This window comes from Luteimonas viscosa (assembly GCF_008244685.1).
Classification (GTDB): Bacteria; Pseudomonadota; Gammaproteobacteria; order Xanthomonadales; family Xanthomonadaceae; genus Luteimonas; species Luteimonas viscosa.
Window position 1 is genome coordinate 280,426 of the sequence record NZ_VTFT01000002.1, and the last position, 25,712, is coordinate 306,137.

Genomic DNA, 25,712 nt, shown 5'->3' on the forward strand with positions numbered 1-25,712 from the left:
CCTCGATCGGGAGGGCGTTCACGGCGTCGTGGCCGCGGCCCTGGCGGCCTCGTCGGCCAACCGCTTTTCGAGGCGTTCGGCCCCCGCCTGCGCGTAGGCCAGGCAGGCGCCGTCGTCGACCAGCGGCCGCTGCGCATCCGGCCCGATGCGATCCCACAGTCCGCTGGCCGAGGGGTGCGGAGTGACCAGGATGTCGCAGGGAAGCGCGGCCACGCGCGCCAGCGTGTCCCGGAACGCCGCCAGGTAGCCCGGGTGCGCCGCGTCGTCGTCGTAGCGGAATTCGTCGTCGGAGATCGCGGTCAGGCTGTCGGCGTAGACCACCTGCAGGCAGTCCTCGCCTTCGCAGGAGCGCCAGGTCCAGCTGGTGCCGCCGGGCGTGTGCCCGGGCGTCGGGATCGCCTGCAGTTCGACGGAGCCGGCGCGGACCACGCCGTCCTGCGCCACGACGCGCACGTCGGCGACCGGCGGGAACGATTCGAGCGCGAGGAACTGCGGATCGGTACGGTCGCTGGTCCCGCGCCGCAGCGTGGCCACCGCGGGCGCCAGGGCGAAGACCGGCGCGCCGCTCGCCTCCTGCAGCGCCGCCAGCCCGCCGGCGTGGTCGAAATGCTCGTGCGACAGCACGATCGCCTTCACGTCGCCGGGATCGAAGCCGAGCTTGCGGATGTTGTCCACGATCAGCCCGCCGGCCTTCGGGGTGGCGCCGTCGACCAGCACGTGGCCGTCGGGAGAAGTCACCAGCAGGGCGCTGATGCCGCAGGTGCCGACGTACCAGGTGTTGCCGTGGACCCGCAGCGGTGCGGCCGGATCGTTCCAGCCGGACCTGTCGTTGCAGCGCGTGGCAGGTGGTTCGACGACCGAGCCTGCCGTCGGGGCGGTTGCGGACGCGTGCGCCACGCCGGTGGGCGGGGCGGCGGGCGTGCACGCGGCGAGCAGCAGCCAGGCGGCGGCGGGGAGCAAAAGGGAGCGGGTGTTCATGTGGCGATCTCGTCGTAGCCGCGGCCGAGGAATTGCAGCAGGCACCAGCCGTGCCCGAACGGGTCCGCGAGCTGGACGATACGGCCCCAGGCCGCCTCGCGCACCTCGCCTTCACAGGTCGCGCCGGCGGCAGGCGCGCGCGCCAGGGCGGCATCGAGGTCGTCGACCACGACGTCGCAGTGCAGCGGGGTCCAGTGCCGCCCATAGTCGCGGAGGCGGCCGCCGGCCCCCTCGCTGCCGGCGGCCTTGCGCAGCAGGTACACCGGCGCCTCGGCGCCGGTCAGCTCGACCACCGCGTCGCCGAACCTGCGCGCCGGTGCGAGGCCGAACGCGGCGACGTAGAACGCCTCCGCGGCGGCGAGGTCGGGAACGTCGATGTTGAGCAGCAGCCGCACGCTCAGACCTCGCCGGCCAGCCTCGCGGCCAGGCCGGTGTAGTCGGCCGGCGTCATCGCCAGCAGCCGGCGCCGGTCGTCGGCGGGCAGCTCCAGCGATTCGATGAAGCGCCGCATCGACTGTTCGGTGATGCCCTGGCCGCGGGTCAGGGCCTTGAGCTGTTCGTAGGGATTGGGCAGGCCCTCGCGCCGCATCACCGTCTGCACGGCCTCGGCCAGGACCTCCCAGGCGGCGTCGAGGTCGGCGGCCAGCCGCTCCTGGTTGGGACTGAGCTTGTCCAGCCCCCGCAGCAGCGCGTCGAAACCGATCAGCGCGTGCCCGAACGCGGTGCCGAGCGCGCGCAGCACGGTGGAATCGGTGAGGTCGCGCTGCCAGCGGCTCACCGGCAGCTTCGCGGCGAAGTGCTCGAACAGCGCGTTGGCGATGCCGAAGTTGCCTTCCGCGTTCTCGAAGTCGATCGGGTTGACCTTGTGCGGCATGGTCGAGCTGCCGACTTCGCCGGCCACCACCGACTGCCGGAAGTACCCCAGCGAGATGTAGCCCCAGACGTCGCGGCACAGGTCGATCGCGATGGTGCCGATGCGCTTGTGCGCGTCGCACAGCTCGGCGATGCAGTCGTGCGGCTCGATCTGGGTGGTCCAGGGATTGAACTCGATGCCGAGCGATTCGACGAAGCGCCGGGCGAACGCCGGCCAGTCGACATCCGGATAGCTGGCGACGTGGGCGTTGTAGTTGCCGACCGCGCCGTTGACCTTGCCGGTGATGGAGACCGCGGCCAGCTGCTCGCCCTGGCGCTGCAGGCGCGCGACGACGTTCGCGATCTCCTTGCCGACCGTGGTCGGCGAGGCGCTCTGGCCGTGGGTCCGCGCCAGCATCGGCAGCGCGGCATGTTCGTGGGCCATGCCGCGCAGCTTGCCGATGAGCGCATCTAGCTTCGGCAGCAGCACCTGCTGGCGGGCCTGGCCGAGCATCAGCGCGTAGGCGAGGTTGTTGATGTCCTCGCTGGTGCAGGCGAAATGCACGAACTCCAGCGCCTGCGCCAGCGACGCCTCGTCCTTCAGCCGCTCCTTGATGAAGTACTCGACCGCCTTGACGTCGTGGTTGGTGGTACGTTCGATCTCCTTGACCCGCGCCGCGTCGGCCACCGAGAAGCCCTGCCACAGGGCCTGCAGCGCCGCCGTCTGGGTCGGGTCGAAGGCGGGCAGCCCGGTGATCGCCGGTTCCGCGGCCAGCGCGATCAGCCACTCCACCTCGACCCGCACGCGGGCATGGATCAGGCCGTATTCGGAGAAGATCGGGCGCAGCGCGTCGACCTTGCCGGCATAGCGTCCATCGAGCGGCGAGAGGGCGAGCAGGGTGGCGTCTTGCAGTGCGGTGGCGGGCATGGAGGCCTGGCGGACGCGGGCGGGGCCCATATTCTAGAGGCTGCGGAGCGGTGGGGCACGCCGCGACACGCGGGCCTGCGCGCGGCGTGTGCGATCGATGGGCAGGTCGCGCGCGATGCGATTCCCGCGGCGCGTCCGCATCTGCCTGGGCCACGCTCGCAGCGCCGCCACGGCTGCGCCGCTATCCTGCACGGAGAACGGGCGCGCATGCAGCCGTCCGCGCGAGAGGAGTCCCGAGCGATGGGCAAGTCGAAGACGCCGGCCACGAACGCCCGGTTCCGGGTCGAGCACGACAGCATGGGCGAACTGCAGGTGCCGGCCGACGCCCTGTGGGGCGCGCAGACCCAGCGGGCGGTGCAGAACTTCCCGGTGTCCGGGCAACCGATGCCGCGCGGCTTCATCCGCGCGCTGGGCCTGGTCAAGGCCGCGGCCGCGACCGTCAACGGCGAGCTCGGCCTGCTGCCCGAGACCACCGCGAAGGCGATCCACGCCGCCGCGATGGAGGTGGCCTCGGGCCGCCACGACGCGCAATTCCCGATCGACATCTACCAGACCGGCTCCGGCACCTCGTCGAACATGAACGCCAACGAGGTGATCGCCAGGCTCGCCTCGCGGGCCGGGGCGAAGGTCCACCCCAACGACCACGTCAACCTCGGCCAGAGTTCCAACGACGTGATCCCCACCGCGATCCGCGTGTCCGCGCAGCTGGCCGTGGTCGAGGACCTGCTGCCGGCGCTGGCGCACCTGCGCAAGGCCATCGATCGTCGCGCGCGCAGCTTCGGCAAGGTGGTCAAGACCGGGCGCACCCACCTGATGGACGCGATGCCGATGACCGTCGCCCAGGAATTCGGCGCCTGGTCGTCGCAGCTGGCGTCGGCGCAGGCGCGCATCACCGATGCGCTCGGGCGCCTGCGCCGGTTGCCGATCGGCGGCACGGCGATCGGTACCGGCATCAATGCCGACCCGAAGTTCGGCAGGAAGATGGCGCGCGAGCTGTCCCGGCTCACCCCGACCACGTTCGTTTCCGCCGACGACAAGTTCGAGGGGATCGCCGCGCAGGACGACGCGGTGGAGCTGTCCGGGCAGCTCAATGCCCTGGCCGTGGCCCTGATCAAGATCGCCAACGACCTGCGCTGGATGAACTCGGGCCCGCTGGCCGGGCTCGGCGAGATCGAGCTGCCGGCGCTGCAGCCGGGCAGTTCGATCATGCCCGGCAAGGTCAATCCGGTGATCCCGGAGGCGGCGGTGATGGTGGGCGCGCAGGTGATCGGCCACCACGCCGCGATCACGGTCGCCGGCCAGACCGGCAACTTCCAGCTCAACGTCGCGCTGCCGCTGATCGCGGCGAACCTGCTCGACTCGATCGGCTTGCTTTCGCGCATCCTCAGGCTGCTCGCCGACGACGCGATCGCCGGACTTAACCTGCGCCGCGACCGGATCGACGCCGCGCTGCACCGCAATCCGATCCTGGTGACGGCGCTGAACCCGGTGATCGGCTACGAGAAGGCCGCGGCGATCGCCAAGCGCGCCTACCGCGAGCAGCGACCGGTGTTCGACGTGGCGCTGGAGGACAGCGGACTGTCGGCACAGGCGCTGAAGCGGTTGCTCGACCCGGCCGCGCTCACCCGCGGCGGGATCCATGGCGCCGGTGGTAGCGGCGGCTGAGACCGGGAAAGCCGCCACCGGGCGCCGGCCGACGGGTCATGCTGCGTCGGCGCGCTTCGACCTTTCAGCGCTTGCGTGGAAGCGACACGGTTCCGGTCACCCCGCTGTGGTCGACATCGCCGCTGCCGACGGAAGACACGGTCAGGTCTCCGCCGACGCCGGTCACGTCGAGGTCGCCCGAGCCGATGGACCCGAGCGAGACGCTGCCGCCCACGTCGGTGAGTTCGGCGTCGCCCGAGCCGATCGAGCGGATGGTCACGTTGCCGGTGGCGCGCGCCAGGCTGAAATCGCCGGAACCGATGCTGCCGACCTCCACGTCGCCGCGCAGATCCTCCGCCTCCACGTCGCCCGAGCCGATCGACAGGACCCGCAGTTCGCCGGCATCGTCGACCAGGATGTCGCCCGATCCGACCTGGGCCGTCACGCGGCCACGGGTGCGGAACACCTCGACGTCGCCGGATCCCACGTCGGCGCTGACCGCGGAAGCGCCGTCCACCCGGCCGTCCCCGGAGCCGACGTCCAGTTGCACCATGAGCTCGGCTGGCACGCTCGCCTCGAGCGTCATGTAGGCGTAGCGGTTGCCGAGCGTGAGGCCGCTCCAGTCGTTGTCGTGCTCCAGGCGCACGATCAGTTTCCCGCCGCTGCGCTCCTGGGTCAGCGTGAGCGCGTCCAGGCGGTCCGCATCCGAGGCGCAGGCGCGACCACGCACGGCTCCCGTCGCCGACGCCGAGGCGTCGACGCGCAGGTTGTGCGGACCCACGTGGAACATCACCGCGGTGACGCCTTCCAGGTCCAGGTCGAGGCTGCGGGGCGCGGAATGGCGGCACTTGTCGTCGGCAAGCACGGGCGCGGAGGCGGCGGCGAGCAGCAGCAGGGCGAGCGTGGCGGGGCGGGTCATGGGCTGTCCTTCCGAGGGTTGGAGGAACTGGGATGCGCCGGACGCGCGAATGGTTGAAGCGGACGACCCCCGCGCCCGGACGGGTTCACCGTTCCGGGTCTGCTGCGGAGGCGGCATCGGCCGCGGCGTCCGCCTCGGCAGTGGCATCGGCTTCGGCGGCGGCATCGGCTTCCGCGGCGGCGTCGAGCCGCCTGTCCGCGTTGTCTTCCGCCGCGTCGTGGTCGCCCTCGTCGGCGTGGCCGTTGCGGCAGTCGTCGATGTCGCCGGCGTCCATCCGCGCGTAGGGCGCGAACTCCGGCACCGCCGCGGCCAGCGCCTGCTGCGTCGCCAGCAGCCGGGGCAGCCGGTCGCACAATTCCATCGCGGCGACTTCGAGCTGCTCCGCTTCGGCCTCGACCCGCTTCTCCATTTCCTCGGTATCGCCGCGCAGCAGGCTGCCGATCGCGTCGCCGGCGGCCTTCATGCCGAGGTCGGCGCCACGCACGCCGAGATCCATGCCGGCCTCGGCGATGTCGATCAGGGCCAGGCGATAGTCGCGGGCCAGTGCACGCGCGTCGTCATCCATCGCCACCATCGACCCCGAAACGCGCAGTTCGCCCTCGGGCGTGATCTCGGCGGGCGGCAGGTCGCTGGCGTCGTGGCGGATGCGCTTGCCGTTGATGCGCACGTCGTAGTCGCCGTTGAGGCTCATGTCGCCCTCGCGCAGTTCCTTGCGCGCCTCGTCCATGGCCCGGGCGACGGTGCGGCCCAGGGCGGTGGTGGGCGCGGGCGTCGCCTCGGACCCGGATTCCGGGGTCGGCGGCTCGTCGCGCTGGCAGGCGACGAGGAGGGGCAGGCAGGCGGTCAGGGCGAGGGTGGCGAGGGCTTTCATGGGCGTTGTCCCTTCGGAATCGTGGTGGGCGGTGCTATGGCGATTCTGCTAACGCGGTTGTCGCGACGCTGCGTCGTGGCGCCGCGGTGGAGCGTTCGGTAACGCGCGGCAGCGCCGGCTTCGGTGTCCGCGCGGCGCCATCCAAGGCGGGGCTGCAGGGCTCCGGATGGTCCGGCCCGGCCATCCCTGGCCGGGCGTTCGCCCGGGCGCGAACTGACGATAGGCCAGTTCGCAAGCGCCCGGCCTCACCCGGCCCGGCGCAGCGCGCCGGGCGTTCGGCCGCGATGCGAAGCGATGCTTCGCGAGCATCGCGGCCTCACCCCTCATCCCGCCAGCGGCGGAGGCGGATGGCGCCGAAGATCATCGCCGCGCCGGCGACCACGCCGATCCACAGCTCGGGATTGGCCAGGTTCCGGTATACCGACGCCGGATGCATCAGGTTGCGGGCGGCGCCGGCGACCTCGAAGTCGACCTGTTCCAGGTACTGCAGGTCCATCCAGGTCATCGGAAACACGCTGGTCAGCATGCGCAGCACGACGTCCCTGAAGAACGGCCAGGTCACGTCGTGGAACACGCCGAGGAACTCCAGCCAGGCGACGAACAGGCCTGCGAACAGCGGGATCGTGATCGCCCACAGGAAGGGCTTGCTCTTGGCCCATGCCGAGCACAGCATCAGCCAGCCGATGGTCGGCATCGCCCACAGTGCGTACACCGGGATCGCCGCGATGTACTGCGCCGACAGCACCAGCGGGCTGGACGGGCCCCACAGCAGCGTCATCGGGTTGCCGCCATAGGCCATCGCCACCACGCTGATCAGCACGAGGAATCCGAACATGGTGGCGATCGCGGCCAGCGTCGCCAGCAGCGGCGCGACAAGCGTGGCGCTCGCCACCTTCGAGAGCACCGTCGATCCATCCGACAGCGGCAGCGACTTCCAGAACAGCACGCTGCGGTCCTTGCGCTCGTCGTACAGCGCGCCGAGGCAGTAGAAGAACATCACGAACGCCAGCACGATGAACGGCCAGCTCGAGGCCAGGATCAGGGTGACGTCGATGCCGTCGCCCAGCCGTGCCAGGTCCTCGTGGCCGAGGCGCGAGGTCAGCATGCCTAGGTCCAGGCCGTTGACCTGGACCCGGGTGCCGTCGCCGAGCGAGATCTGAGCGTCGTCCGGGACCTTGCCGCGCGCGGCCACGATCGCCATCACGATGCCCATCGCCGAGAGCAGCAGCGAGATGCCGCCTGCCACCAGCGGCGCCCACAGGAAGCCGCCCTTGTGCTCCCAGAACTCGCGCCGCAGCAGCCAGCGGAAGCGGTGGGTGGGATGGATGTGCCCTGCGCCGGCCGGACGCGGGGCATCGGGCAGGGTGTCGGCAACGGCGTTCATGCGTAGGTTCCTTTCATCGTGGCCACGAACAGGTCTGCGAGCCCGGGTGTACGGGTTTCGCCGAAGGCGGCGAGCGTGGGCGGCGGCACGCCGTCGAACAGCATCACGGTCTTGCCGAACGGCAGCGAGCGCTCGTCGATCGGCCCCAGCTGGCGCGCGGCATCGGCCTGGTCGGCATTGACCAGCACCTCGGTGAAGCGCTCGCCGACGTGCTCCATCGGCGCGTCGAGCACCACCTTGCCGTCGCGGATGAACATGACGTCGGTGAGGATGTGCTCGACCTCCTCGACCTGGTGGGTGGTGATGACGATGGTCTTCTGCTCGTCGAAATAGTCCTCCAGCAGGCGCTGGTAGAACTGCTTGCGGTAGAGGATGTCCAGGCCCAGGGTGGGTTCGTCGAGCACCAGCAGCTTCGCGTCGATCGCCATCACCAGCGCCAGGTGCAGCTGCACGATCATGCCCTTGGACATCTCGCGCACGCGCTGCTTCGGCTTGAGCTGGGTGTTGGCGAGGAAGCGCTCGCACTTGGCGCGATCGAAGCGCGGATGCACGCCGGCGACGAAGTCGATCGCCTCGCGCACCCGGATCCAGCGCGGCAGAACCGCCACGTCGGCGATGAAGCACACGTCCTTCATCAGTTCGTCGCGCTGGGTGCGCGGGTCGCGGCCGAGCACGCTCAGCTCGCCGTCGAACGGGATCAGTCCCAGCATCGCCTTGAGCGCGGTGGTCTTGCCGGCGCCGTTGGGCCCGATCAGGCCGACGATGCGGCCGGCTTCGATGCGGAAGCTGGCGCCGTCGAGCGCGAGCTTGTTCCTGTACGCCTTGCGCAGGCCGCGCGCATCGACCACCTGCAGGTTGTCGGCCATCGCGTTCATCGCGTACCTCCGTTCGCCGGTGCCCGCATCAGGTCCCCCAGCGCGAGACCCAGGCGCTGGATGCGTTCGAGCACCAGCGGCCATTCCTCGTGCAGGAAGCGTTCGCGTTCGTTGAGCAGGAGTTTCTTCGCGGCTTCTTCGGTGACGTACATGCCAAGGCCCCTTCGTTTTTCGACCAGCGACTCGTCCGCCAGCTCCTGGTAGGCGCGCGAGACGGTGATCGGATTGAGTTGGTATTCGGCGGCGACCTGGCGCACCGACGGCAGCGCGTCGCCCGGTTTGAGTACCCCGTCCAGCATCATCGCGATCACGCGTTCCTTCAGCTGGCGGTAGATCGGAGCGCCATCGCTCCACTGGATGTTGGTCATGGCATCAGCTCCGGCCGGCGCGGCCGGCCCCGCGTGCGAACGAGAAGTAGGGGACGGCGATCGCGCTGCGCACGCTGCCGCTGCGGCGGGTGCGCGTGGCTGCCGCTTGTTCGCCGCCGGAGGCGGTGGCGCCGGCATCGGCATCGGCTGGGGTCGACCCGGTGGCGATGGCGACGACGAAGCCCACGGTCATGGCCACTGCGCGCTGCAGCGATTCGGCATCGACCAGGGCCGGGGTGTAGCGGGGAACCCGGGTACCGAGCGGTGCGGACGCCGCTTCGGCGGCCACCGCATCGCCCGGGGCGTCGAGCGCGGCGAGGGGGATGAGCGGGGCGGTGGGAGCTGCTGCCTGGACGACGGGGGCGGTCGCGCCGGCCTCGTCGGGCAGGACCGGATGCGCGGCAAGCAGGCCCACGGCCAGCGCCATGCCGGTCACCGAGAAAGCCAGTATCGTGTTGCGGAGCTTGCGGTTCATGATGAACGTCCTGCTCTGGTGGATAGGTGTTGTATTCAACTATAACACCAAGACAGCCGGGTGCAAGGGGTTTCCGTGCAGAATCGACCCAACTGAAGTCATGGTCCGAATACCTTCCGAAACGACTGGCCGAAAAACGTCATGAAAACAATGAGATATCTCGCAGCGGCAGCTTTACTGGCCGTATCGGCGGTGGCGGGAGCCTCGGATCTGCTCGAGCGCAGCTACCGGCCCCTGACCGGAAAGCAGCCGGTCGACCTCGCCAGCACCTACGGTGGCCAGGTGCTGCTGGTGGTCAATACGGCGAGCAAGTGCGGCTTCGCGCCGCAGTTCGAAGGGCTCGAAACCCTGCACTCGCGCTACAAGGCGCGTGGATTCGCCGTGCTCGGCTTTCCGTCCGCGGATTTCCGCGGGCAGGAGTTCGAGGACGAGAAGAAGATCCAGGAGTTCTGCACGCTGACCTACGGCGTGAAGTTCCCGATGTTCCAGCCGGTGCACGTCATCGGCGACGAAGCCACGCCGCTGTATCGCGATCTGGCCAAGGCCACCGGCGAAGCCCCGGCCTGGAACTTCCACAAGTATCTGGTCGGCCGCGACGGCAAGGTTCTCGCGTCGTGGGGCAGCCGCACGATTCCGGAAGACCCGGAGATCGTCGCCGCGATCGAACGCGCGCTCGAGGCGCCCCGGCCAGGGACCTGAGGTGCTGAACGCCGCCGGGCCGCCGCGGCGCCCCGTGATTGCCGTCGCGGGCGCCGCTCGCGACAATAGCGCCATTGCGTCGCCTGCATCGGCGCGTGCCGGAGTCTCGTTTCAATGAATCGTTTCGTGCGTGGCTTCGCCGCGCTGGGGCTGTCTGCGCTGCTCGCGGGGAACGTCGCGCCGGCGCCGGCGCAGTCGCTCACCAGCCTCGCGGGCGAGCGCGAGCAGGTCAGCTACCTGATCGGCATGGATGTCGGCCGCTCGCTGGAAGCGGCGGGACCCGACATCGACTACGCGAGCTTCGAGCGCGCGGTCGCCCAGGCGCTGGCCGGCGGCGAGCCGCTGATCGGCGAAGCCGACGTCGCCCAGGTGGGGCAGGCACTGATGCAGCGCGTGGCGGCGCGCAGCGGGCGCAGGATCCCGGGCATGGCGCCGGGCGCGCAACCGCCGCCGGTCGACCGGGCCAAGGTCGGACTGATGACCGGCCTCAATGTCGGTCGCTCGCTGGCGCCGCTTGCCGACACCATCGAGGTGCCGGTGCTGGTGCAGGCGGTGCGCACCGTGATCGAGGGCGGGACGCCACTGCTGTCCACGGAACAGGCCTCCGAAGTGCGGGCGACGCTGGAACAGCGCTCCAAACGCGATGCCGAGCGCAAGGCCGAGGCCAACCGCCAGGCCGGCGCCGAATTCCTGGCCCGCAACCGGACCGCCAAGGGCGTGTTCGCCACCGGGTCGGGCCTGCAGTATCGCGTGCTGCGGGCCGGTTCGGGTCCGCGACCGAAGCCGGGCGACCAGGTCCGCGTGCACTACCGCGGCACCCTGCTCGACGGCACCGAGTTCGACAGTTCGATCGCGCGCGGCGAGCCGGCCGAGTTCGGTCTCAACCAGGTGATCGCCGGCTGGACCGAGGGCCTGACCCTGATGCCGGTCGGCAGCAAGTACCAGTTCTGGATCCCGGGCGAACTCGCCTACGGCCGGGCCGGCAGCCCGCCGCTCATCGGCCCGAACGCCACCCTGGTGTTCGAGGTCGAACTGCTCGGCATCCCCTGACACCAATCCCGCGCCGGCGCCCTGACGCCGGCCTCGTCCCCCTGCTTTTGTGTTCCGTCTGGAGTCCCCGATGAAAGTTACGATGCGTTCCACCTCCCTGGTCGTGCTCGGCGTTGCGCTGTCGGTCGCGCTGCTGGCCTGCAAACCCCTGGACAAGGAAACCGGCAAGCCGGTCGACGGCAGCGGCGAGGACGCGCCCGCGGTAGCGGCGAAGGGTGGCCTGAAGACGGAGAAGGAACAGGTCAGCTACGTGATCGGCATGCAGATCGGCGACAGCCTCAAGGCGGCGAAGGACGAGGTCGACCTGGATACGGTGTTCAAGGCGGTCAGGAGCACGATCGACGGCAAAGAGCCGGTGCTGACCCAGGAAGAGGCGATGCAGGTCATGCAGGACTTCAGCATGCGCATGCAGGCCAGGCAGATGGCCGAGATCCAGGAGTCGGGCAAGAAGAACGCGGCCGAGGGCGAGAAGTTCCTCGCCGAGAACGCCGGCAAGCCGGACGTGCAGACCACCGCGTCCGGGCTGCAGTACCAGGTGTTGAGCGAGGGCTCGGGCACGAAGCCGAAGGCTGGCGACACCGTCCGGGTGCATTACAAGGGCACGCTGCTCGACGGCGAGACCTTCGATGATTCCTATGCGCGCGGCGAACCGGTCGAGTTCGCGCTGGCGCAGGTCGTGCCCGGCTGGCAGGAAGGCCTGCAGCTGATGCCGGTGGGCAGCAAGTACAAGCTGTGGATCCCCGGCAAGCTGGGCTATGGCGAGCAGGGCACGCCGGGCGGTCCGATCGGCCCGAACGCCACCCTGGTGTTCGAGGTGGAACTGCTCGACATCGTCAACGCGGCCGAGTAAGCCCGAGGGAGACCGCAGGGAATGCACGTCGCCATCTTCGGCACCGGTTATGTCGGCCTCGTCAGCGGTACCTGCCTGGCGGAAGTCGGGCACGACGTGGTGTGCGTGGACATCGACCAGGCCAAGATCGACGGTCTTCAGAGGGGCGTGATCCCGATCTACGAGCCCGGCCTGGAACCGATGGTCAAGGCCAACCACGCGGCCGGGCGCCTGAAGTTCACCACCGATGCCGGGGCGGCGGTGGCCTCGGCGGAGATCGTGTTCATCGCCGTCGGCACGCCGCCCGACGAGGACGGCAGTGCCGACCTGCAGTACGTGCTGGCAGTCGCGCGGACGATCGGGCGCCACCTGCGGGCTCCGGCGATCGTGGTCGACAAGTCGACGGTGCCGGTCGGCACCGCCGACCAGGTGCGCGCGACCATCGCGGCGGAACTGGAATCGCGCGGTGTCGACATCGACTTCGACGTCGTCTCGAACCCCGAGTTCCTGAAGGAAGGCGCGGCGGTCGAGGACTGCATGCGCCCGGACCGGATCGTGCTCGGCAGCCGTGAACCCGCGTCGATCGAGAAGCTGCGCAGGCTGTACGCGCCTTTCAACCGCAACCACGACCGGATCGTGGCGATGGACGTGCGTTCGGCCGAACTGACCAAGTACGCCGCCAACGCGATGCTCGCGACCAAGATCAGCTTCATGAACGAGATCGCGAACATCGCCGAGAAGGTGGGCGCGGACGTCGAACAGGTGCGCCGTGGCATCGGCTCGGATCCGCGCATCGGCTGGCACTTCATCTATCCCGGCGCGGGCTACGGCGGCTCGTGCTTCCCGAAGGATGTGCAGGCGCTGGCGCGCACCGCCGCGCAGCACTCGCTCGAGCCGACCCTGCTCAACGCGGTCGAGGCGGTGAACGATCGCCAGAAGGCCCATCTGTTCGACCTGTTCGTGCGTCATTACGGCGCCGCCGGCGTGTTGCGCGGCAAGACCGTGGCGCTCTGGGGCCTGGCGTTCAAGCCCAATACCGACGACATGCGAGAGGCCTCGAGCCGGCGCCTGCTGCAGCAGCTGTGGGACGCGGGGGCGCGCGTGCGTGCCTTCGATCCCGAGGCGCGTGACGAAGCCCGCCGCATCTTCGGCGAGCGCGAGGACCTCGTGCTCTGCGACACCGACGACGAAGCCCTGCAGGGGGCGGATGCGCTGGCCGTCATCACGGAATGGAAGCAGTTCCGCAGCCCGGATTTCGAGTTCCTGAAGCGGAGCCTGCGCGACGCGGTCGTGTTCGACGGCCGCAACCTGTACGAGCCGGCGGAGATCGAAGCCGCGGGGATCGCCTACTGGGCCATCGGCCGGGGCCGGTCGATCCGGCAGGATCGGGCCTGATGGACGACGCGCTCGAACGACGCCTGGTCGAACTGGAAACCCGCCTGGCGTTCCAGGAGCAGGTGATTTCCGAGCTGAACGACGCCCTGACGGCGATGCGGCTGGAGTCGGCAGGGAACGCCGACCTGTTGAAGCGCATGCTCGAGGACCTGAAACTGGCACGTGGCGACGGTCCCGGCGATGCCGCGCTCGAACCGCCGCCGCCCCATTACTGATCTACGCACAGCCATGAGCGATTCATTGCGCGACCAATTGCTGGGCCTCGGTTTCAAGCCCGCGGCCAGGCCGGCGCGTCCGCAGAAGCCGGCGCAGGCGCGCGACGTGCCGCCGCACGATCGGCGGGGCAAGCCGAAACCAGGCGCCGCCGGTCCCGGCAGCCCGCGCAGGGGCGGCAAGCCGCCGCGCACGCGCGAGGACATCGACCTCGCCAAGGCCTACGCGATCCGTGCGCAGAAGGAAAAGGACGAGCGCATCCAGGCCGAACGGGCAAGACAGGAGGAAGCCCGCCAGCGCCGCGAGGCGCGCGCGAAGCTGGAAGCGTTCCTGCAGGGCAGGACCCTGAACGACCCCGAGGCGGATGTCGCCCGCCACTTCCCCTATGGCGGCAAGATCAAGCGCATCTATGTCAATGCCGCGCAGCTCAGGGCGCTCAATGCCGGAGAACTGGGCGTGGTGCAGCTCAACGGACGCTACCTGCTGGTCTCCGCCGCGGACCTCGCGCAGGCCGAAGCGCTGTTCGCGCCATCGGTCGCATTGAGGGTGGATCCCCACGCGCCGGCGGCGGACGATCCCTACGCGGACCCGCAATACCAGGTGCCGGACGACCTGGTCTGGTAGCCGACGCGGGTCGCGCCGTCGCGCTGTCGTCGGGCCCGGCTTGCCGCGGCCCGACGCGATGTGGCGGATACAGGACGGGTGCTATTCCGGGTCGTAGTCGAGATTCGAGGCCAGCCAGCGCTCGGCCTGCGCCAGCTCCACGCCCTTGCGCCTGGCGTAGTCCTGCGCCTGTTCCTTCGAGACCCGGCCGACCACGAAGTACTGGCTCTGCGGATGGCTGAAGTAGTAGCCCGATACTGCCGCGGTCGGCAGCATCGCGAAGCTCTCGGTCAGCGACATCTCGGCGTTGCGCCCGGCGTCGAGCAGGCGGAACAGGGTGCCCTTCTCGCTGTGTTCCGGGCACGCGGGGTAGCCGGGCGCGGGGCGGATGCCGCGGTACTTCTCGGCGATCAGCGCGTCGTTGTCGAGCGCCTCGTCGGCGGCATAGCCCCAGTACTCCTTGCGCACGCGCTGGTGCAGGCGCTCGGCGAAGGCCTCGGCGAGGCGGTCGGCGAGCGCCTTGAGCAGGATCGCGTTGTAGTCGTCGTGGTCGGCCTCGAAGCGCGCGACATGCGCGTCGATGCCGATGCCCGCGGTGACGGCGAACATGCCGATCCAGTCCTGCCTGCCGGAATCCTTCGGCGCGATGAAGTCCGCGAGGCAGAAGTCCGGCCGGTCGGCGGGCTTGTCGACCTGCTGGCGGAGGAAGTGCAACAGGCAACGGGATTCGGAATTCGGGATTCGGGATTCGGAAGCGGGACCCGGATCGGCGGGATCGGCCAGGGTCACTTCAACGTCGTCGCCGATGCTGTTTGCAGGCCACAGCCCGAACACGCCCTTCGCGGTCAGCCACTTCTCGCGCACGATCCGGTCGAGCATGGCGCGCGCGTCGCGGTACAGCTCGGACGCCTGCGGGCCGACGATGGCGTCCTCGAGGATCGCCGGGTACTTGCCCGCCAGTTCCCAGGCCTGGAAGAACGGCGTCCAGTCCATGCAGGCGATCAGTTCCTGTAACGGATAGTCGTCGAACACGTGCAGTCCGGGCTGCCTCGGCGCCGGCGGTTCGTACGTGTCCCAGCCGCCATCGAACTTCTGGCCGCGCGCCTTGGCCAGCGATACCAGCCGCTTGGCGTCGCCGCGGTTGCGGTGGCGTTCGCGGATCTCGGCGTAGTCGGCGTCGTTTGCGGCGACGAACTTCTCCCGCAGCTCGGGGCTGATCAGCGACTGCGCCACGCCGACCGCGCGCGAGGCGTCCTTCACCCAGACCGTGGGCGCCTTGTAGTGCGGGTCGATCTTGAGCGCGGTGTGCGCGCGCGAGGTGGTCGCGCCGCCGATCATCAGCGGCATGGTGAAGCCCTGCCGCTGCATTTCGCGCGCCACGTGGCTCATTTCCTCCAGCGACGGGGTGATCAGCCCGGACAGGCCGATGACGTCGGCGCCGACTTCGCGTGCCCTGTCGAGGATGGTCTGGGTCGGCACCATCACCCCGAGGTCGATCACCTCGAAGTTGTTGCAGGCCAGCACCACCCCGACGATGTTCTTGCCGATGTCGTGGACGTCGCCCTTGACGGTCGCCATCACGATCTTGCCGTTGTTCTTGCCGACATCGCCCGTGCGCAGCTTCTCGGCCTCGATGAAGGGCAGCAGGTAGGCCACCGCCTTCTTCATCACCCGCGCCGACTTGACCACCTGCGGCAGGAACATCTTGCCGGCGCCGAACAGGTCGCCGACGATGTTCATGCCGTCCATCAGCGGGCCTTCGATCACGTCCAGCGGCCGCGACGACTGCTGCCGCGCTTCCTCGGTATCGACCTCGGCGTAGGCGTCGATGCCGTGCACCAGCGCGTGCGCCAGGCGCTCGCGCACCGGCTTCTCGCGCCACGACAGGTCCTCGACCCGCGCCTCGCCCTTGCGGCCCTTGAACTTCTCCGCGAGTTCCAGCAGCCGCTCGGTGCCGTCCCTGCGACGGTTGAGGATCACGTCCTCGACGCGTTCGCGCAGTTCCGGGTCCAGGTCGTCGTAGATCGGCATCGCGCCGGCGTTGACGATGCCCATGTCCATCCCGGCCTGGATGGCGTGGTAGAGGAACACGGCATGGATCGCCTGGCGCACCGGTTCGTTGCCGCGGAACGAGAACGAGACGTTCGACACGCCGCCGGAGACGTGGCAGTGGGGCAGGGTCTGCCGGATGATCCGCGTGGCCTCGATGAAGTCGACCGCGTAGTTGTCGTGCTCCTCGATGCCGGTGGCGACCGCGAAGATGTTGGGGTCGAAGATGATGTCCTCGGGCGGGAACCCGACCCGGTCGACCAGGATCCGGTACGCGCGGGTGCAGATCTCCACCTTCCGCTCGCAGGTGTCGGCCTGGCCGACCTCGTCGAACGCCATCACCACCGCGGCGGCGCCGTAGCGCAGCACCTTGCGCGCCTGCTCGACGAACGCGTCCTCGCCTTCCTTGAGCGAGATCGAGTTGACCACGCTCTTGCCCTGCAGGCACTTCAGCCCCGCCTCGATCACGCTCCACTTCGAGGAGTCGACCATGATCGGGATCCGGGCGATGTCCGGCTCGGACATGATCAGGTTGAGGAAGCGCGTCATCGCCTTCTCGGAATCGATCAGGCCCTCGTCCATGTTGACGTCGAGGATCTGCGCACCGCTCGCGACCTGCTGGCGCGCGACCTCGACCGCGTCCTCGTAGCGGTCGTCCTTGATCATCTTGCGGAACTGCGCGCTGCCGGTGACGTTGGTGCGCTCGCCGATGTTGACGAACAGCAGGTCCGGGGTGATGAGCAGCGGCTCGAGGCCGCTGAGTCGGGTGTGGCGCGCAATGGGGTTCATGTGGGCAGGCAGGTTGTGTGCCTTCCACCGCTCGGCGGGGCATCGTGCCCTCCATGAGTGGAAGCTGGCGCAAAGCGCCGGGTGGGGGCGCAGCCGATCACGCGGCCTCCGCCAGTCGCGCTGGCAATGCGCGCGGTGCGACGCCGGCCACCGCATCCGCGATCGCGCGGATGTGGTCGGGCGAGGTGCCGCAGCAGCCGCCGACCAGGTTGAGCAGGCCGGCCTGCGCGAATTCCTTCAGCACTTCGGCCATCTCTTCCGGGGTCTCGTCGTAGCCACCGAAGGCGTTGGGCAGGCCCGCGTTCGGATGCGCGCTGACGTAGCCGTCGGCAACGGTCGCCAGCGTCTCCACGTGCGGCCGCAGGTCCTTCGCGCCCAGCGCGCAGTTCAGGCCCACCGACAGCGGCCGCCCATGCGCGACAGAGGCGTAGAACGCCTCCGCGGTCTGCCCCGACAGCGTGCGCCCGGACGCGTCGGTGATGGTGCCGGAGATCATCACCGGCAGCCGGCCGCCGCGCGCGTCGAACACTTCCTCCACCGCGTACAGCGCGGCCTTGGCGTTGAGCGTGTCGAAGATGGTCTCCACCATCAGGGTGTCGGCGCCGCCGTCGATCAGCCCCTCGATCGCTTCGCGATAGGTTTCGCGCAACTCGTCGAAGCTGGTGTTGCGGAAGCCGGGGTCGTTCACGTCCGGGCTGATCGAGGCGGTGCGGCTGGTCGGCCCGAGCACGCCGATGACGAAGCGCGGCTTGTGCGGCGTGGTGGCCTCGATCGCGTCGCAGCATCCGCGGGCCACGCGCGCACCCTCGCGGTTGAGTTCGTACACCAGGTGCTCGAGGTGGTAGTCGGCCTGGCTGACCGAGGTGGCGTTGAAAGTATTGGTCTCGACCAGGTCGGCGCCTGCCTCGAGATAGGCGGTGTGGATACCGGCGATGATGTCGGGCCGGGTCAGCAGCAGCAGGTCGTTGTTGCCCTTGAGGTCGTGGCCGCAGGCCGCGCCGTGGCCCGCGTGCGCGGCCTGGTGGGCGAAGTCGTAGCCGGCGGCGAAGCGCTCTCCGCGATAGTCCGCCTCCTGCAGGTCGTGGCGCTGGATCATCGTGCCCATGGCGCCGTCGATCACCAGGATGCGTTCGCGCAGCGCCGTCTCCAGCAGGGCGACGCGTTCGGGATGGAGCCAGGGCAGGGTGTTCATGGGGACCGGTTCACAAGAGAAGGGGATTGGGGCGCATACGCATGCAGGGGACGGGCTAGGGCCCGCCCTACGGCTTGCGGGCGATCATCGAGATCACCTCGAAGTGCGGCGGGCGCTTCTCGCGGGTGACGGTCTCGGCGTTGACCAGTTCCAGTCCCGCGCGCGAGACGAAGCGGCGCAGGTCCTTGTCGGCGAAGCCCAGGTTGGCGTGGCCATAGGCCTGGACCACGTTCTGGTGCTCGTGCCGCGCCAGGCTCGACAGCAGCAGCCGGCCGCCGGGGCGCAGCACGCGCGCGGCCTCGGCCACCGCCTGGGCCGGCTTGTCGGCGTAGGTGAGCGCGTGCATCAGCACCACCAGGTCGAACTCGCCGTCGCCGAACGGCAGCGCGTGCATGTCGCCCTCGCGCACCTCGACGTTGCGGAACTTGCGCAGGCGCTCGGCCGCGGCGGCCACCACGCGCTTGCTGCTGTCCACGCAGACGTAACGGTGCGCGTGCGGCGCCAGCAGTTCGGCCAGCACGCCGTCGCCCGAGGCGATGTCGAGCACGTCGCCGGTGTCGAGCAGCGGCAGCGCGCTGCGCGCGAGCGCCTCCCAGGTGCGGCCGGGCGAGTAGTGGCGTTCCATGTCGCCGGCGACCGAATCCGCCCAGTTCTGGTCGGCCGCGCGCATCGCCAGCACCCCGGCGACGCGCTCCCCATCCTGCCGCAGCAGCGGATCGTCGCTGCCGGTGGACAGGGCCTGCCACAGGGCGCGCTGCGCCGGGTCGAGGGAGTCGTCGTCGAAGCGGTAGTAGGCCGAGACCCCGGCCCGGCGGTCGCGCACCAGGCCCGCCTCCTTGAGCTTGGCCAGGTGGGTGGAGACGCGCGGCTGGGCCAGGCGGGTGATCGCGGAGAGCTCCGCGACGGTCAGTTCCTCTCCTTCGAGCAGCGCCAGCAGGCGTACGCGCGTCGGGTCGGCCAGCACCTTGAGCCGGGCGGACCAGGCTTCGAGGTCCATAATATCTCCATATCGCGATATAGAGATATTTTGGGCTCGCGGCGCCGGCGCGTCAACCCGATGCCTGTTCCGACGGTCGGCTTGCACGACGCGACATGAAGGTGTCCGGTAGGGTTCGCGACAGGTCGCGGGCTACAATAAGGTTTCTCCGGAAACGATAGAGGTCGCCGTGGAGTTCGGGTTCAGCGAAGAGCAGTTGATGATCCAGGACGTCGCGCGGCGCATCGCGCAGGAGAAGATCGCGCCCAGCGCCGAGCACCACGACCGCACCGGCGAATTTCCGCTCGAGAACATCCGCCTGCTGGGCGAGAACGGCCTGATGGGCATCGAGGTGCCGGTCGAATACGGCGGCGCCGGCATGGATCCGGTCGCCTACGTGCTGGCGATGGTGGAGATCGCCGCCGGAGACGCCGCGCATTCGACCATCATGTCGGTCAACAACTCGCTGTTCTGCAACGGCATCCTGACCCACGGCAGCGAGGAGCAGAAACAGCGATACGTGCGCGCGATCGCCGAGGGCGCGGAGATCGGCGCGTTCGCGCTGACCGAGCCGCAGTCGGGCTCCGATGCCACGGCCATGCGTTGCCGCGCGATGAAGCAGGACGACGGCAACTTCGTCGTCAACGGCAAGAAGAGCTGGATCACCTCCGGGCCGGTGGCGAAGTACATCGTGCTGTTCGCGATGACCGAGCCGGACAAGGGCGCGCGCGGCGTCACCGCGTTCCTGGTCGACACCACGCGCGAGGGTTTCCATCGCGGCAAGACCGAACCCAAGCTCGGCATCCGCGCCTCGGCCACCTGCGAGATCGAGTTCAACGACTACGTGGCGCGCGCCGAGGACGTGCTGGGCAAGGAAGGCGAGGGCTTCAGGATCGCCATGGGCGTGCTCGATGCCGGCCGCATCGGCATCGCCTCGCAGGCCATCGGCATCGCCCGCGCCGCCTACGAGGCGACGCTGGCCTACGTGAAGGAGCGCAAGGCCTTCGGCCAGCCGATCGGCGCATTCCAGATGACCCAGGCCAAGATCGCCGACATGAAGTGCAAGCTCGACGCCTCCTTGCTGCTGACGCTGCGTGCGGCCTGGCTCAAGGGCCAGGGCCGCAAGTACTCGGCCGAGGCCGCAATCGCCAAGCTCACCGCGTCCGAGGCGGCGATGTGGATCGCCCACCAGGCGGTGCAGATCCACGGCGGCATGGGCTACTCGAAGGAAATGCCGATCGAGCGCTATTTCCGCGACGCCAAGATCACCGAGATCTACGAGGGCACCAGCGAGATCCAGCGGCTGGTGATCGCCCGCAGCGAGACCGGCTTGCGCTGAGGCTGCCCGTGTCTGCCCGCCGACCGTGCAGGTGCGCCGTCGATCCCGATGCGGGAGGCGCCCCTTCTCCCCGTTCCCACTCCTGCGTACGCCCCGCGGCGGACGCCCGCCATCCTGGCCCGCGTGAGAACGCGGGCCTTACTCCATCCGGAGCCCGTTCCCCATGACACCCGCGAAACCCGGCAAGGCCAAGACCGCCAAGCCCGCCGCCAAGACCGCCGCCGGACAGCCTGCCTCGCGCAGGCGCGCCACGTCCGCTGCGGCCGTGACCCCCAGCGTGCTCGAACCCATCTTCGCCGCGATCCGCAGGCGCAGCGGCAAGGCCGCGCAGGACGATGCCGGCGCCTTCGCCAGCGCGTTCTACCGGCGCATGACCGAGGACGAGCTGCCGATGCACGACGCCGAGGGCTGGGCGGCGCTGGCGACCGACCTGCTCGAGTTCATGCGCAGGCGCAAGCCCGGTACCGCGCTGGTGCGCCTGTTTAACCCGAACCGCAAGTCCCACGGCTGGGAATCGCCGCACACCGTGCTGCAGGTCGTCAACGACGACATGCCCTTCCTCGTGGACTCGGCGACGATGGCGCTGGCCGAGCGGGGCATCGGCCTGCACGTGCTCGGCCATCCGGTCATCCAGGTCGCGCGCGACCGCGCCGGCCGGCTGGTGGCGGTGGGCGAGGGCGAGACCGAATCGGTGATGCACCTGGAGATCGACCGCCAGACCGCCGAGGGCATGGCCGCGATCGAGTCCGCGATCGGCCAGGTGCTGGCGGACGTGCGCGCGATCGTCGCCGACTGGAGCGCGATGCGCGAGAAGATGCAGCAGGTCGCCGCCGATCTCGCCAGCCGTCGCCTGCCGGTGACCGATGCCGAACGTCGCGAGGCGCAGGAATTCCTGCGCTGGGCCGCGAACGACCATTTCACCTTCTTCGGCTACCGCGAATACCAGGTGCGCAGGCAGGGCGGCGAGGAACTGCTGGCACCGGTCGAGGGCAGCGGACTGGGATTGCTGCGCGGCAACGGCACGGGCAAGGGGCGGCCGCTGAAGTCGCTGGCCGCGCACCGGATGAGCCACGACGGGCTGGCCGAATCGCTGGTGCTGACCAAGACCAATGCGCGTTCGACCGTGCACCGCCCCGGCTACATGGACTACATCGGCGTGCTCGGCTTCGACAACAAGGGGCGCGCGGTGTCGGAGCAGCGTTTCCTCGGGCTGTACACCTCGGGCGCCTACAAGCGCCGCCCCTGGGACATCCCGCTGGTGCGCGAGCGCTACGAACACGTGATGAGCGAATCGGGGCTCAAGCCGACCGGCCATAGCGGCAAGGCGCTCAAGCACATCCTCGAAACCCTGCCGCGCGACGAACTGTTCCAGTCCAGCGCCGAGGAACTCTACCGCCTCGGGACCGGCGTGCTCGGCCTGCAGGAGCGCGTGCGCAGCAGGCTGTTCCTGCGCCGCGACCGCTACGGCCGCTTCTATTCGGTGCTGGTCTACATCCCGCGCGACCGCTTCAACACCGAGGTGCGCAGGCGGGTGGAGGCGATGCTGCGGCGGACGCTGCATGCCGACCACGTCGACGCCAGCGTGCTGATCGGCGAGTCGCCGCTGGCGCAGGTGCACCTGATCGTGCGTCCGCGCGGCGGCGAGAAGTTCGAGGTGGACCAGGCCCAGCTCGAGCGCGAGCTGGCGGTCATCGTCCGCAACTGGCAGGACGACCTGCGCGACGAGCTGGTGGCGCGCCACGGCGAGGAGCACGGCCTGGCGCTCGCAGGCCGCTACGGCCGCGCCCTGCCGGCGGGCTACATCGAGAACGCGACCCCGGCGATCGCGGCGACCGACGTCGAGCGCCTGGCCGCGCTGCGCGATGTCGACGACCTGCAGCTGAGCCTGCAGCAGTCGCCGCATGCGCTTCCGGGAGAAGGTGCACTGCGCTTCAAGCTTTATCGCCAGCGCGGCGACATCCCGTTGTCGGACGCGCTGCCGATGATGGAGAATCTCGGCTTGCGGGTGATCACCGAGCATCCCTACCGGATCGAGGTCGACGGCGCGCCGGTGTACATCCAGGACTTCGAGGTCGAATCGGGCGTGGTCGGGCTCGATGTCGAGCGCGCCGGCGCCGGTTTCGGCGAAGCCTTCGAGCGCCTGTGGCGTGGCGATGCCGAGAACGACGGCCTCAACCGGCTGATCCTCGGCGCGTCGCTGCGCTGGCGCCAGGTCGCGCTGCTGCGTGGCTACGCACGCTACCTGCAGCAGGTCGGGGTGCCGTTCTCGCAGAGCTACGTCGAGGAAACGTTCGCGGGCAACCCGCTGATCGCCCGCCTGCTGGTGGAGCTGTTCGAGGCACGCTTCGATCCCGGCGACCGCCGCAGGGAGGAGCTCGAACGGGAGATCGACGCTTTCGCAGGGCAACTGCAGGCACTCACCGCCGGCGACAGGTCGGCGATGGCGCTGCTGCAGCCGGTGATCGACGCCCGTCGCGACGAACGCGACGTGCGCTACGAGACCACGCGCAAGGCGCTCAAGGCACTGCTCGACAACGTCTCGAGCCTCGACGAGGACCGCATCCTGCGCAGCTTCATGGGCGTGATCGATGCGACCCTGCGCACCAGCTACTACCAGCGCGGCGCCGACGGCGGCTTCAAGGAGACGATCGCGTTCAAGTTCGATTCGGCCCGGGTGCCGGAATTGCCGAAGCCGCGCCCGTACCGCGAGATCTTCGTCTACGGCCCGCGGGTCGAAGGCATCCACCTGCGCTTCGGCGCGGTCGCGCGCGGCGGCCTGCGCTGGTCCGACCGGCGCGAGGACTTCCGCACCGAGGTGCTGGGCCTGGTCAAGGCGCAGATGGTGAAGAACACGGTGATCGTCCCGGTGGGCTCGAAGGGCGGCTTCATCGTCAAGCGTCCGCCGGCCGGCGGCGACCGCGACGCGCTGTTCGCCGAGGGCGTGGCCTGCTACCGGCTGTTCATCAGCGGCCTGCTCGACGTCACCGACAACATCGTCGACGGCCGCATCGTGCCGCCGGCCGACGTCGTGCGCCACGACCAGGACGACCCGTACCTGGTGGTCGCCGCCGACAAGGGCACCGCCACGTTCTCCGACATCGCCAACGGCATCTCCGCCGACTACGGCTTCTGGCTGGCGGACGCGTTCGCCTCCGGCGGCTCGGTCGGCTACGACCACAAGGGCATGGGCATCACCGCGCGCGGCGCCTGGGAGTCGGTCAAGCGCCACTTCCGCGCCCTGGGCCACGATTCGCAGGCGCAGGACTTCACCTGCGTGGGCATCGGCGACATGTCCGGCGACGTGTTCGGCAACGGCATGCTGCTGTCCAGGCACATCCGCCTGGTGGCCGCGTTCGACCACCGCCACATCTTCATCGATCCGCAGCCCGATGCCGCCCGTTCCTACGCAGAGCGCGAGCGGATGTTCCAGCTGCCGCGTTCGAGCTGGGCTGACTACGACACCGCCCTGATCTCGAAGGGGGGCGGGGTGTACCCGCGTACGCTCAAGTCGATTCCGCTTTCGCCCGAGGCATGCGACGCGCTCGGCCTGCCCGAGGGCACCACGGCGATGGCGCCCAACGAGCTGCTGTCGGCGATCCTGCGCGCCCCGGTGGACCTGTTGTGGAACGGCGGCATCGGCACCTATGTCAAGTCCAGCCGCGAACAGCATGCCGACGTCGGCGACCGCGCCAACAACGCGATCCGGGTCGACGGCCGCGACCTGCGCTGCCGGATGGTGGGCGAGGGCGGCAACCTCGGCCTGACCCAGCTCGGGCGGATCGAGGCGGCCCAGCACGGCGTGCTCCTCAACACCGACTTCATCGACAACTCCGCGGGCGTCGACACCTCCGACCACGAGGTCAACATCAAGATCCTGCTCAACGCCCAGGTGCAGGACGGCAAACTGAAGATGGAGGCGCGCAACAGGCTGCTCGCCTCGATGACCGACGAGGTCGCGCAGCTGGTGCTGTGGGACAACTACCGCCAGAACCAGGCGATCAGCCTGATGGAGCGGATGAGCGTCTCCCGCCTGGGCTCCAAGCAGCACTTCATCCGCACGCTCGAGCAGCGCGGGCTCCTCGACCGCCAGATCGAGTACCTGCCCTCGGATGCCGAGATCGCCGAGCGCAAGGCCCGCGGCCAGGGCCTCACCCGGCCCGAGCTGGCGGTGCTGCTGTCGTACTCCAAGCTGGTCGCGTTCGACGAGCTGCTGCGCTCCGACGTGCCGGAGGACCCGTACCTGTCCAAGGAACTGCAGCGCTACTTCCCGAAGCCGCTGCAGAAGAAGTACGCGCAGGCGATGGAGCAGCACCGGCTCAAGCGCGAGATCATCGCCACGGCGGTGACCAACACCATGATCAACCGCATGGGCGCCACCTTCCTGCTGCGCATGCAGGAAGACAGCGGCCGCAGCATCGGCGACGTCGCCAAGGCCTTCACCATCACCCGCGAGACGCTGGAGGCGCGCGCGCTGTGGGTGGAGATCGACGCGCTCGACGGCAAGGTCCCCGAATCGGTGCAGATCGACGCGTTGCTGGTGATCTGGAACCTGCAGCGCTCGTTCACGCGCTGGCTGCTGTCGCGCCCCGGCGCGATCCCGGACATCACCACCGCGGTGAATCGCTACCACGATGGTTTCCGCGACATCCGCGCGGGCGAGAACATCCTGCCCGATTCGCAGCGCCCCGCGTACGAGGCCAGCCTGGCAGACTGGCTCGGCCAGGGCGTGCCGGCGGACTTGGCCGGCCAGCTCGCCGCGCTGCCGTATCTGGAAACCAGCGCCGACATCATCGAGCTGGCGAGCGAGCGCAAGCGGCGCCCGGTGGACGTGGCCAGGCTGTATTTCCGCGTCGGCGAGGCGTTGCGCGTGCCGTGGCTGGCCGAACAGATCGACGCGTTGCAGGTCGACGGCCGCTGGCACGCGGTCGCGCGCGGCGTGCTGCGCGAGGAACTCGCCGCGCAACAGCGGATCATCGTCGGCCAGGTGCTGGCGATGCCGGGCGACAGCGCGGAGGACAAGGTGCGCCACTGGCTGGAGCGCGACGATTCCACGCTGCGTTTCACCCTGGCGATGCTGACCGAACTCGCGGCGCAGAAGATCCTGGACTATCCGACCGTATCGGTCGCGGTGCAGCGCCTGTCGCAGCTGGCGCAGCGCGGCTGACGTCCACGCCGGCCGCGGCCATGTCGCGGCCGGCAACGTCCGATGCGGCTCCCGTCGCCAGGCCTTCGGCCGCGGCCGAGGGCTGCCCGGCCGGCTCCCGCGCGGGAACGGACGACCCGG

Annotated in this window: 20 protein-coding genes and 1 pseudogene; 9 read left to right on the forward strand and 12 right to left on the reverse strand. The window is 69.6% G+C overall.

The genetic code is table 11. The annotated features are described in order from the left end of the window. Window positions 1-18: 18 nt before the first annotated feature. The 3 genes from bla to purB are packed head-to-tail and all read right to left on the reverse strand — an operon-like array spanning window position 19 to window position 2,743. Window positions 19-978 carry a subclass B3 metallo-beta-lactamase gene (gene bla / locus FZO89_RS15875; protein ID WP_222928162.1) on the reverse strand — a complete coding sequence of 320 codons (960 nt, stop codon included), beginning with the start codon at window positions 976-978 and terminating at the stop codon, window positions 19-21. After that, window positions 975-1,373: a VOC family protein gene (locus FZO89_RS15880; RefSeq protein WP_149104400.1), complete on the reverse strand. Its 399-nt coding sequence runs from the start codon at window positions 1,371-1,373 to the stop codon at window positions 975-977. The genes bla and FZO89_RS15880 overlap by 4 nt, the downstream gene beginning before the upstream one ends. A 2-nt stretch (window positions 1,374-1,375) precedes the next feature. Next, on the reverse strand, window positions 1,376-2,743 hold the full coding sequence (gene purB, locus FZO89_RS15885; protein WP_149104661.1) for an adenylosuccinate lyase: 1,368 nt from the start codon (window positions 2,741-2,743) through the stop codon (window positions 1,376-1,378). A 255-nt stretch (window positions 2,744-2,998) separates the two neighbouring features. On the opposite strand from purB, the gene FZO89_RS15890 reads away from it, so the two are divergent. Beyond that, window positions 2,999-4,423: a class II fumarate hydratase gene (locus FZO89_RS15890; RefSeq protein WP_149104401.1), complete on the forward strand. Its 1,425-nt coding sequence runs from the start codon at window positions 2,999-3,001 to the stop codon at window positions 4,421-4,423. Between the two features lie 64 nt (window positions 4,424-4,487). Here FZO89_RS15890 and FZO89_RS15895 read toward each other — a convergent pair whose 3' ends face one another. The 6 genes from FZO89_RS15895 to FZO89_RS15920 all read right to left on the reverse strand — a co-directional run bounded on the left by FZO89_RS15895 (window position 4,488) and on the right by FZO89_RS15920 (window position 9,294). Then, window positions 4,488-5,321 (reverse strand): DUF4097 family beta strand repeat-containing protein, encoded by an 834-nt coding sequence (locus FZO89_RS15895; protein WP_149104402.1) that lies wholly within the window; start codon window positions 5,319-5,321, stop codon window positions 4,488-4,490. 85 nt (window positions 5,322-5,406) lie between these two features. Further along, window positions 5,407-6,192 carry a DUF2884 family protein gene (locus FZO89_RS18595; RefSeq protein WP_187471225.1) on the reverse strand — a complete coding sequence of 262 codons (786 nt, stop codon included), beginning with the start codon at window positions 6,190-6,192 and terminating at the stop codon, window positions 5,407-5,409. Window positions 6,193-6,508: 316 nt separating this feature from the next. After that, window positions 6,509-7,576, reverse strand: coding sequence for a hypothetical protein (locus FZO89_RS15905; RefSeq protein ID WP_262378743.1), 1,068 nt, complete (start codon window positions 7,574-7,576; stop codon window positions 6,509-6,511). Next, window positions 7,573-8,442, reverse strand: coding sequence for an ABC transporter ATP-binding protein (locus tag FZO89_RS15910; protein WP_425480488.1), 870 nt, complete (start codon window positions 8,440-8,442; stop codon window positions 7,573-7,575). Before FZO89_RS15910 ends, FZO89_RS15905 begins: the two co-directional genes overlap by 4 nt. Before the next feature lie 5 nt (window positions 8,443-8,447). Further along, entirely contained in the window at window positions 8,448-8,819 is a 372-nt protein-coding gene (locus FZO89_RS15915) for a GntR family transcriptional regulator (RefSeq protein ID WP_149104404.1), read from the reverse strand. Between the two features lie 4 nt (window positions 8,820-8,823). Continuing rightward, a complete protein-coding gene (locus FZO89_RS15920) occupies window positions 8,824-9,294 on the reverse strand; it encodes a hypothetical protein (RefSeq protein ID WP_149104405.1) in 471 nt (156 codons plus the stop codon). A gap of 141 nt (window positions 9,295-9,435) precedes the next feature. On the opposite strand from FZO89_RS15920, the gene FZO89_RS15925 reads away from it, so the two are divergent. The 6 genes from FZO89_RS15925 to FZO89_RS15950 all read left to right on the forward strand — a co-directional run bounded on the left by FZO89_RS15925 (window position 9,436) and on the right by FZO89_RS15950 (window position 14,104). Further along, window positions 9,436-9,993, forward strand: a complete 558-nt coding sequence (locus FZO89_RS15925; RefSeq protein WP_149104406.1) for a glutathione peroxidase — start codon at window positions 9,436-9,438, stop codon at window positions 9,991-9,993. A 114-nt stretch (window positions 9,994-10,107) separates the two neighbouring features. After that, window positions 10,108-11,043 (forward strand): FKBP-type peptidyl-prolyl cis-trans isomerase, encoded by a 936-nt coding sequence (locus FZO89_RS15930; protein ID WP_149104407.1) that lies wholly within the window; start codon window positions 10,108-10,110, stop codon window positions 11,041-11,043. Window positions 11,044-11,125: 82 nt separating this feature from the next. After that, window positions 11,126-11,893, forward strand: a complete 768-nt coding sequence (bamJ, locus tag FZO89_RS15935) for a BamJ family beta-barrel-assembly machinery protein (protein WP_149104408.1) — start codon at window positions 11,126-11,128, stop codon at window positions 11,891-11,893. 21 nt (window positions 11,894-11,914) lie between these two features. Then, on the forward strand, window positions 11,915-13,267 hold the full coding sequence (locus FZO89_RS15940; RefSeq protein ID WP_149104409.1) for a UDP-glucose dehydrogenase family protein: 1,353 nt from the start codon (window positions 11,915-11,917) through the stop codon (window positions 13,265-13,267). Then, the gene (locus tag FZO89_RS15945; protein ID WP_149104410.1) at window positions 13,267-13,482 is read left to right on the forward strand and encodes a SlyX family protein; all 216 of its coding nucleotides are present in this window, start codon (window positions 13,267-13,269) and stop codon (window positions 13,480-13,482) included. Before FZO89_RS15940 ends, FZO89_RS15945 begins: the two co-directional genes overlap by 1 nt. Before the next feature lie 13 nt (window positions 13,483-13,495). Continuing rightward, window positions 13,496-14,104, forward strand: a complete 609-nt coding sequence (locus FZO89_RS15950) for a DUF2058 domain-containing protein (RefSeq protein WP_149104411.1) — start codon at window positions 13,496-13,498, stop codon at window positions 14,102-14,104. Window positions 14,105-14,185: 81 nt separating this feature from the next. Here FZO89_RS15950 and metH read toward each other — a convergent pair whose 3' ends face one another. The 3 genes and pseudogenes from metH to FZO89_RS15965 all read right to left on the reverse strand — a co-directional run. After that, window positions 14,186-16,921: a methionine synthase gene (gene metH, locus FZO89_RS15955; RefSeq protein WP_149104412.1), complete on the reverse strand. Its 2,736-nt coding sequence runs from the start codon at window positions 16,919-16,921 to the stop codon at window positions 14,186-14,188. A 97-nt stretch (window positions 16,922-17,018) separates the two neighbouring features. After that, complete coding sequence (locus FZO89_RS15960) at window positions 17,019-18,113, reverse strand: homocysteine S-methyltransferase family protein (protein WP_149104413.1); 1,095 nt, start codon at window positions 18,111-18,113, stop codon at window positions 17,019-17,021. A gap of 70 nt (window positions 18,114-18,183) precedes the next feature. Then, a pseudogene (locus tag FZO89_RS15965) lies at window positions 18,184-19,110 on the reverse strand (ArsR/SmtB family transcription factor); the annotation flags it as partial. Window positions 19,111-19,279: 169 nt separating this feature from the next. Between FZO89_RS15965 and FZO89_RS15970 the strand changes: the two are divergent. Both FZO89_RS15970 and FZO89_RS15975 read left to right on the forward strand, forming a co-directional pair. Beyond that, entirely contained in the window at window positions 19,280-20,428 is a 1,149-nt protein-coding gene (locus FZO89_RS15970; RefSeq protein ID WP_149104415.1) for an acyl-CoA dehydrogenase family protein, read from the forward strand. Window positions 20,429-20,591: 163 nt separating this feature from the next. Beyond that, window positions 20,592-25,592 carry an NAD-glutamate dehydrogenase gene (locus FZO89_RS15975; protein WP_149104416.1) on the forward strand — a complete coding sequence of 1,667 codons (5,001 nt, stop codon included), beginning with the start codon at window positions 20,592-20,594 and terminating at the stop codon, window positions 25,590-25,592. Window positions 25,593-25,712: the final 120 nt, after the last annotated feature.

Bases quoted from the DNA above. Each gene is read 5' to 3' on its own strand.
- bla (WP_222928162.1), bottom strand. From the start codon at position 978: ATGAACACCCGCTCCCTTTTGCTCCCCGCCGCCGCCTGGCTGCTGCTC.
- FZO89_RS15890 (WP_149104401.1), top strand. From the start codon at position 2,999: ATGGGCAAGTCGAAGACGCCGGCCACGAACGCCCGGTTCCGGGTCGAG.
- FZO89_RS15895 (WP_149104402.1), bottom strand. From the start codon at position 5,321: ATGACCCGCCCCGCCACGCTCGCCCTGCTGCTGCTCGCCGCCGCCTCC.
- FZO89_RS18595 (WP_187471225.1), bottom strand. From the start codon at position 6,192: ATGAAAGCCCTCGCCACCCTCGCCCTGACCGCCTGCCTGCCCCTCCTC.
- FZO89_RS15905 (WP_262378743.1), bottom strand. From the start codon at position 7,576: ATGAACGCCGTTGCCGACACCCTGCCCGATGCCCCGCGTCCGGCCGGC.
- FZO89_RS15910 (WP_425480488.1), bottom strand. From the start codon at position 8,442: ATGGCCGACAACCTGCAGGTGGTCGATGCGCGCGGCCTGCGCAAGGCG.
- FZO89_RS15915 (WP_149104404.1), bottom strand. From the start codon at position 8,819: ATGACCAACATCCAGTGGAGCGATGGCGCTCCGATCTACCGCCAGCTG.
- FZO89_RS15920 (WP_149104405.1), bottom strand. From the start codon at position 9,294: ATGAACCGCAAGCTCCGCAACACGATACTGGCTTTCTCGGTGACCGGC.
- FZO89_RS15925 (WP_149104406.1), top strand. From the start codon at position 9,436: ATGAAAACAATGAGATATCTCGCAGCGGCAGCTTTACTGGCCGTATCG.
- FZO89_RS15930 (WP_149104407.1), top strand. From the start codon at position 10,108: ATGAATCGTTTCGTGCGTGGCTTCGCCGCGCTGGGGCTGTCTGCGCTG.
- bamJ (WP_149104408.1), top strand. From the start codon at position 11,126: ATGCGTTCCACCTCCCTGGTCGTGCTCGGCGTTGCGCTGTCGGTCGCG.
- FZO89_RS15940 (WP_149104409.1), top strand. From the start codon at position 11,915: ATGCACGTCGCCATCTTCGGCACCGGTTATGTCGGCCTCGTCAGCGGT.
- FZO89_RS15945 (WP_149104410.1), top strand. From the start codon at position 13,267: ATGGACGACGCGCTCGAACGACGCCTGGTCGAACTGGAAACCCGCCTG.
- FZO89_RS15950 (WP_149104411.1), top strand. From the start codon at position 13,496: ATGAGCGATTCATTGCGCGACCAATTGCTGGGCCTCGGTTTCAAGCCC.
- metH (WP_149104412.1), bottom strand. From the start codon at position 16,921: ATGAACCCCATTGCGCGCCACACCCGACTCAGCGGCCTCGAGCCGCTG.
- FZO89_RS15960 (WP_149104413.1), bottom strand. From the start codon at position 18,113: ATGAACACCCTGCCCTGGCTCCATCCCGAACGCGTCGCCCTGCTGGAG.
- FZO89_RS15975 (WP_149104416.1), top strand. From the start codon at position 20,592: ATGACACCCGCGAAACCCGGCAAGGCCAAGACCGCCAAGCCCGCCGCC.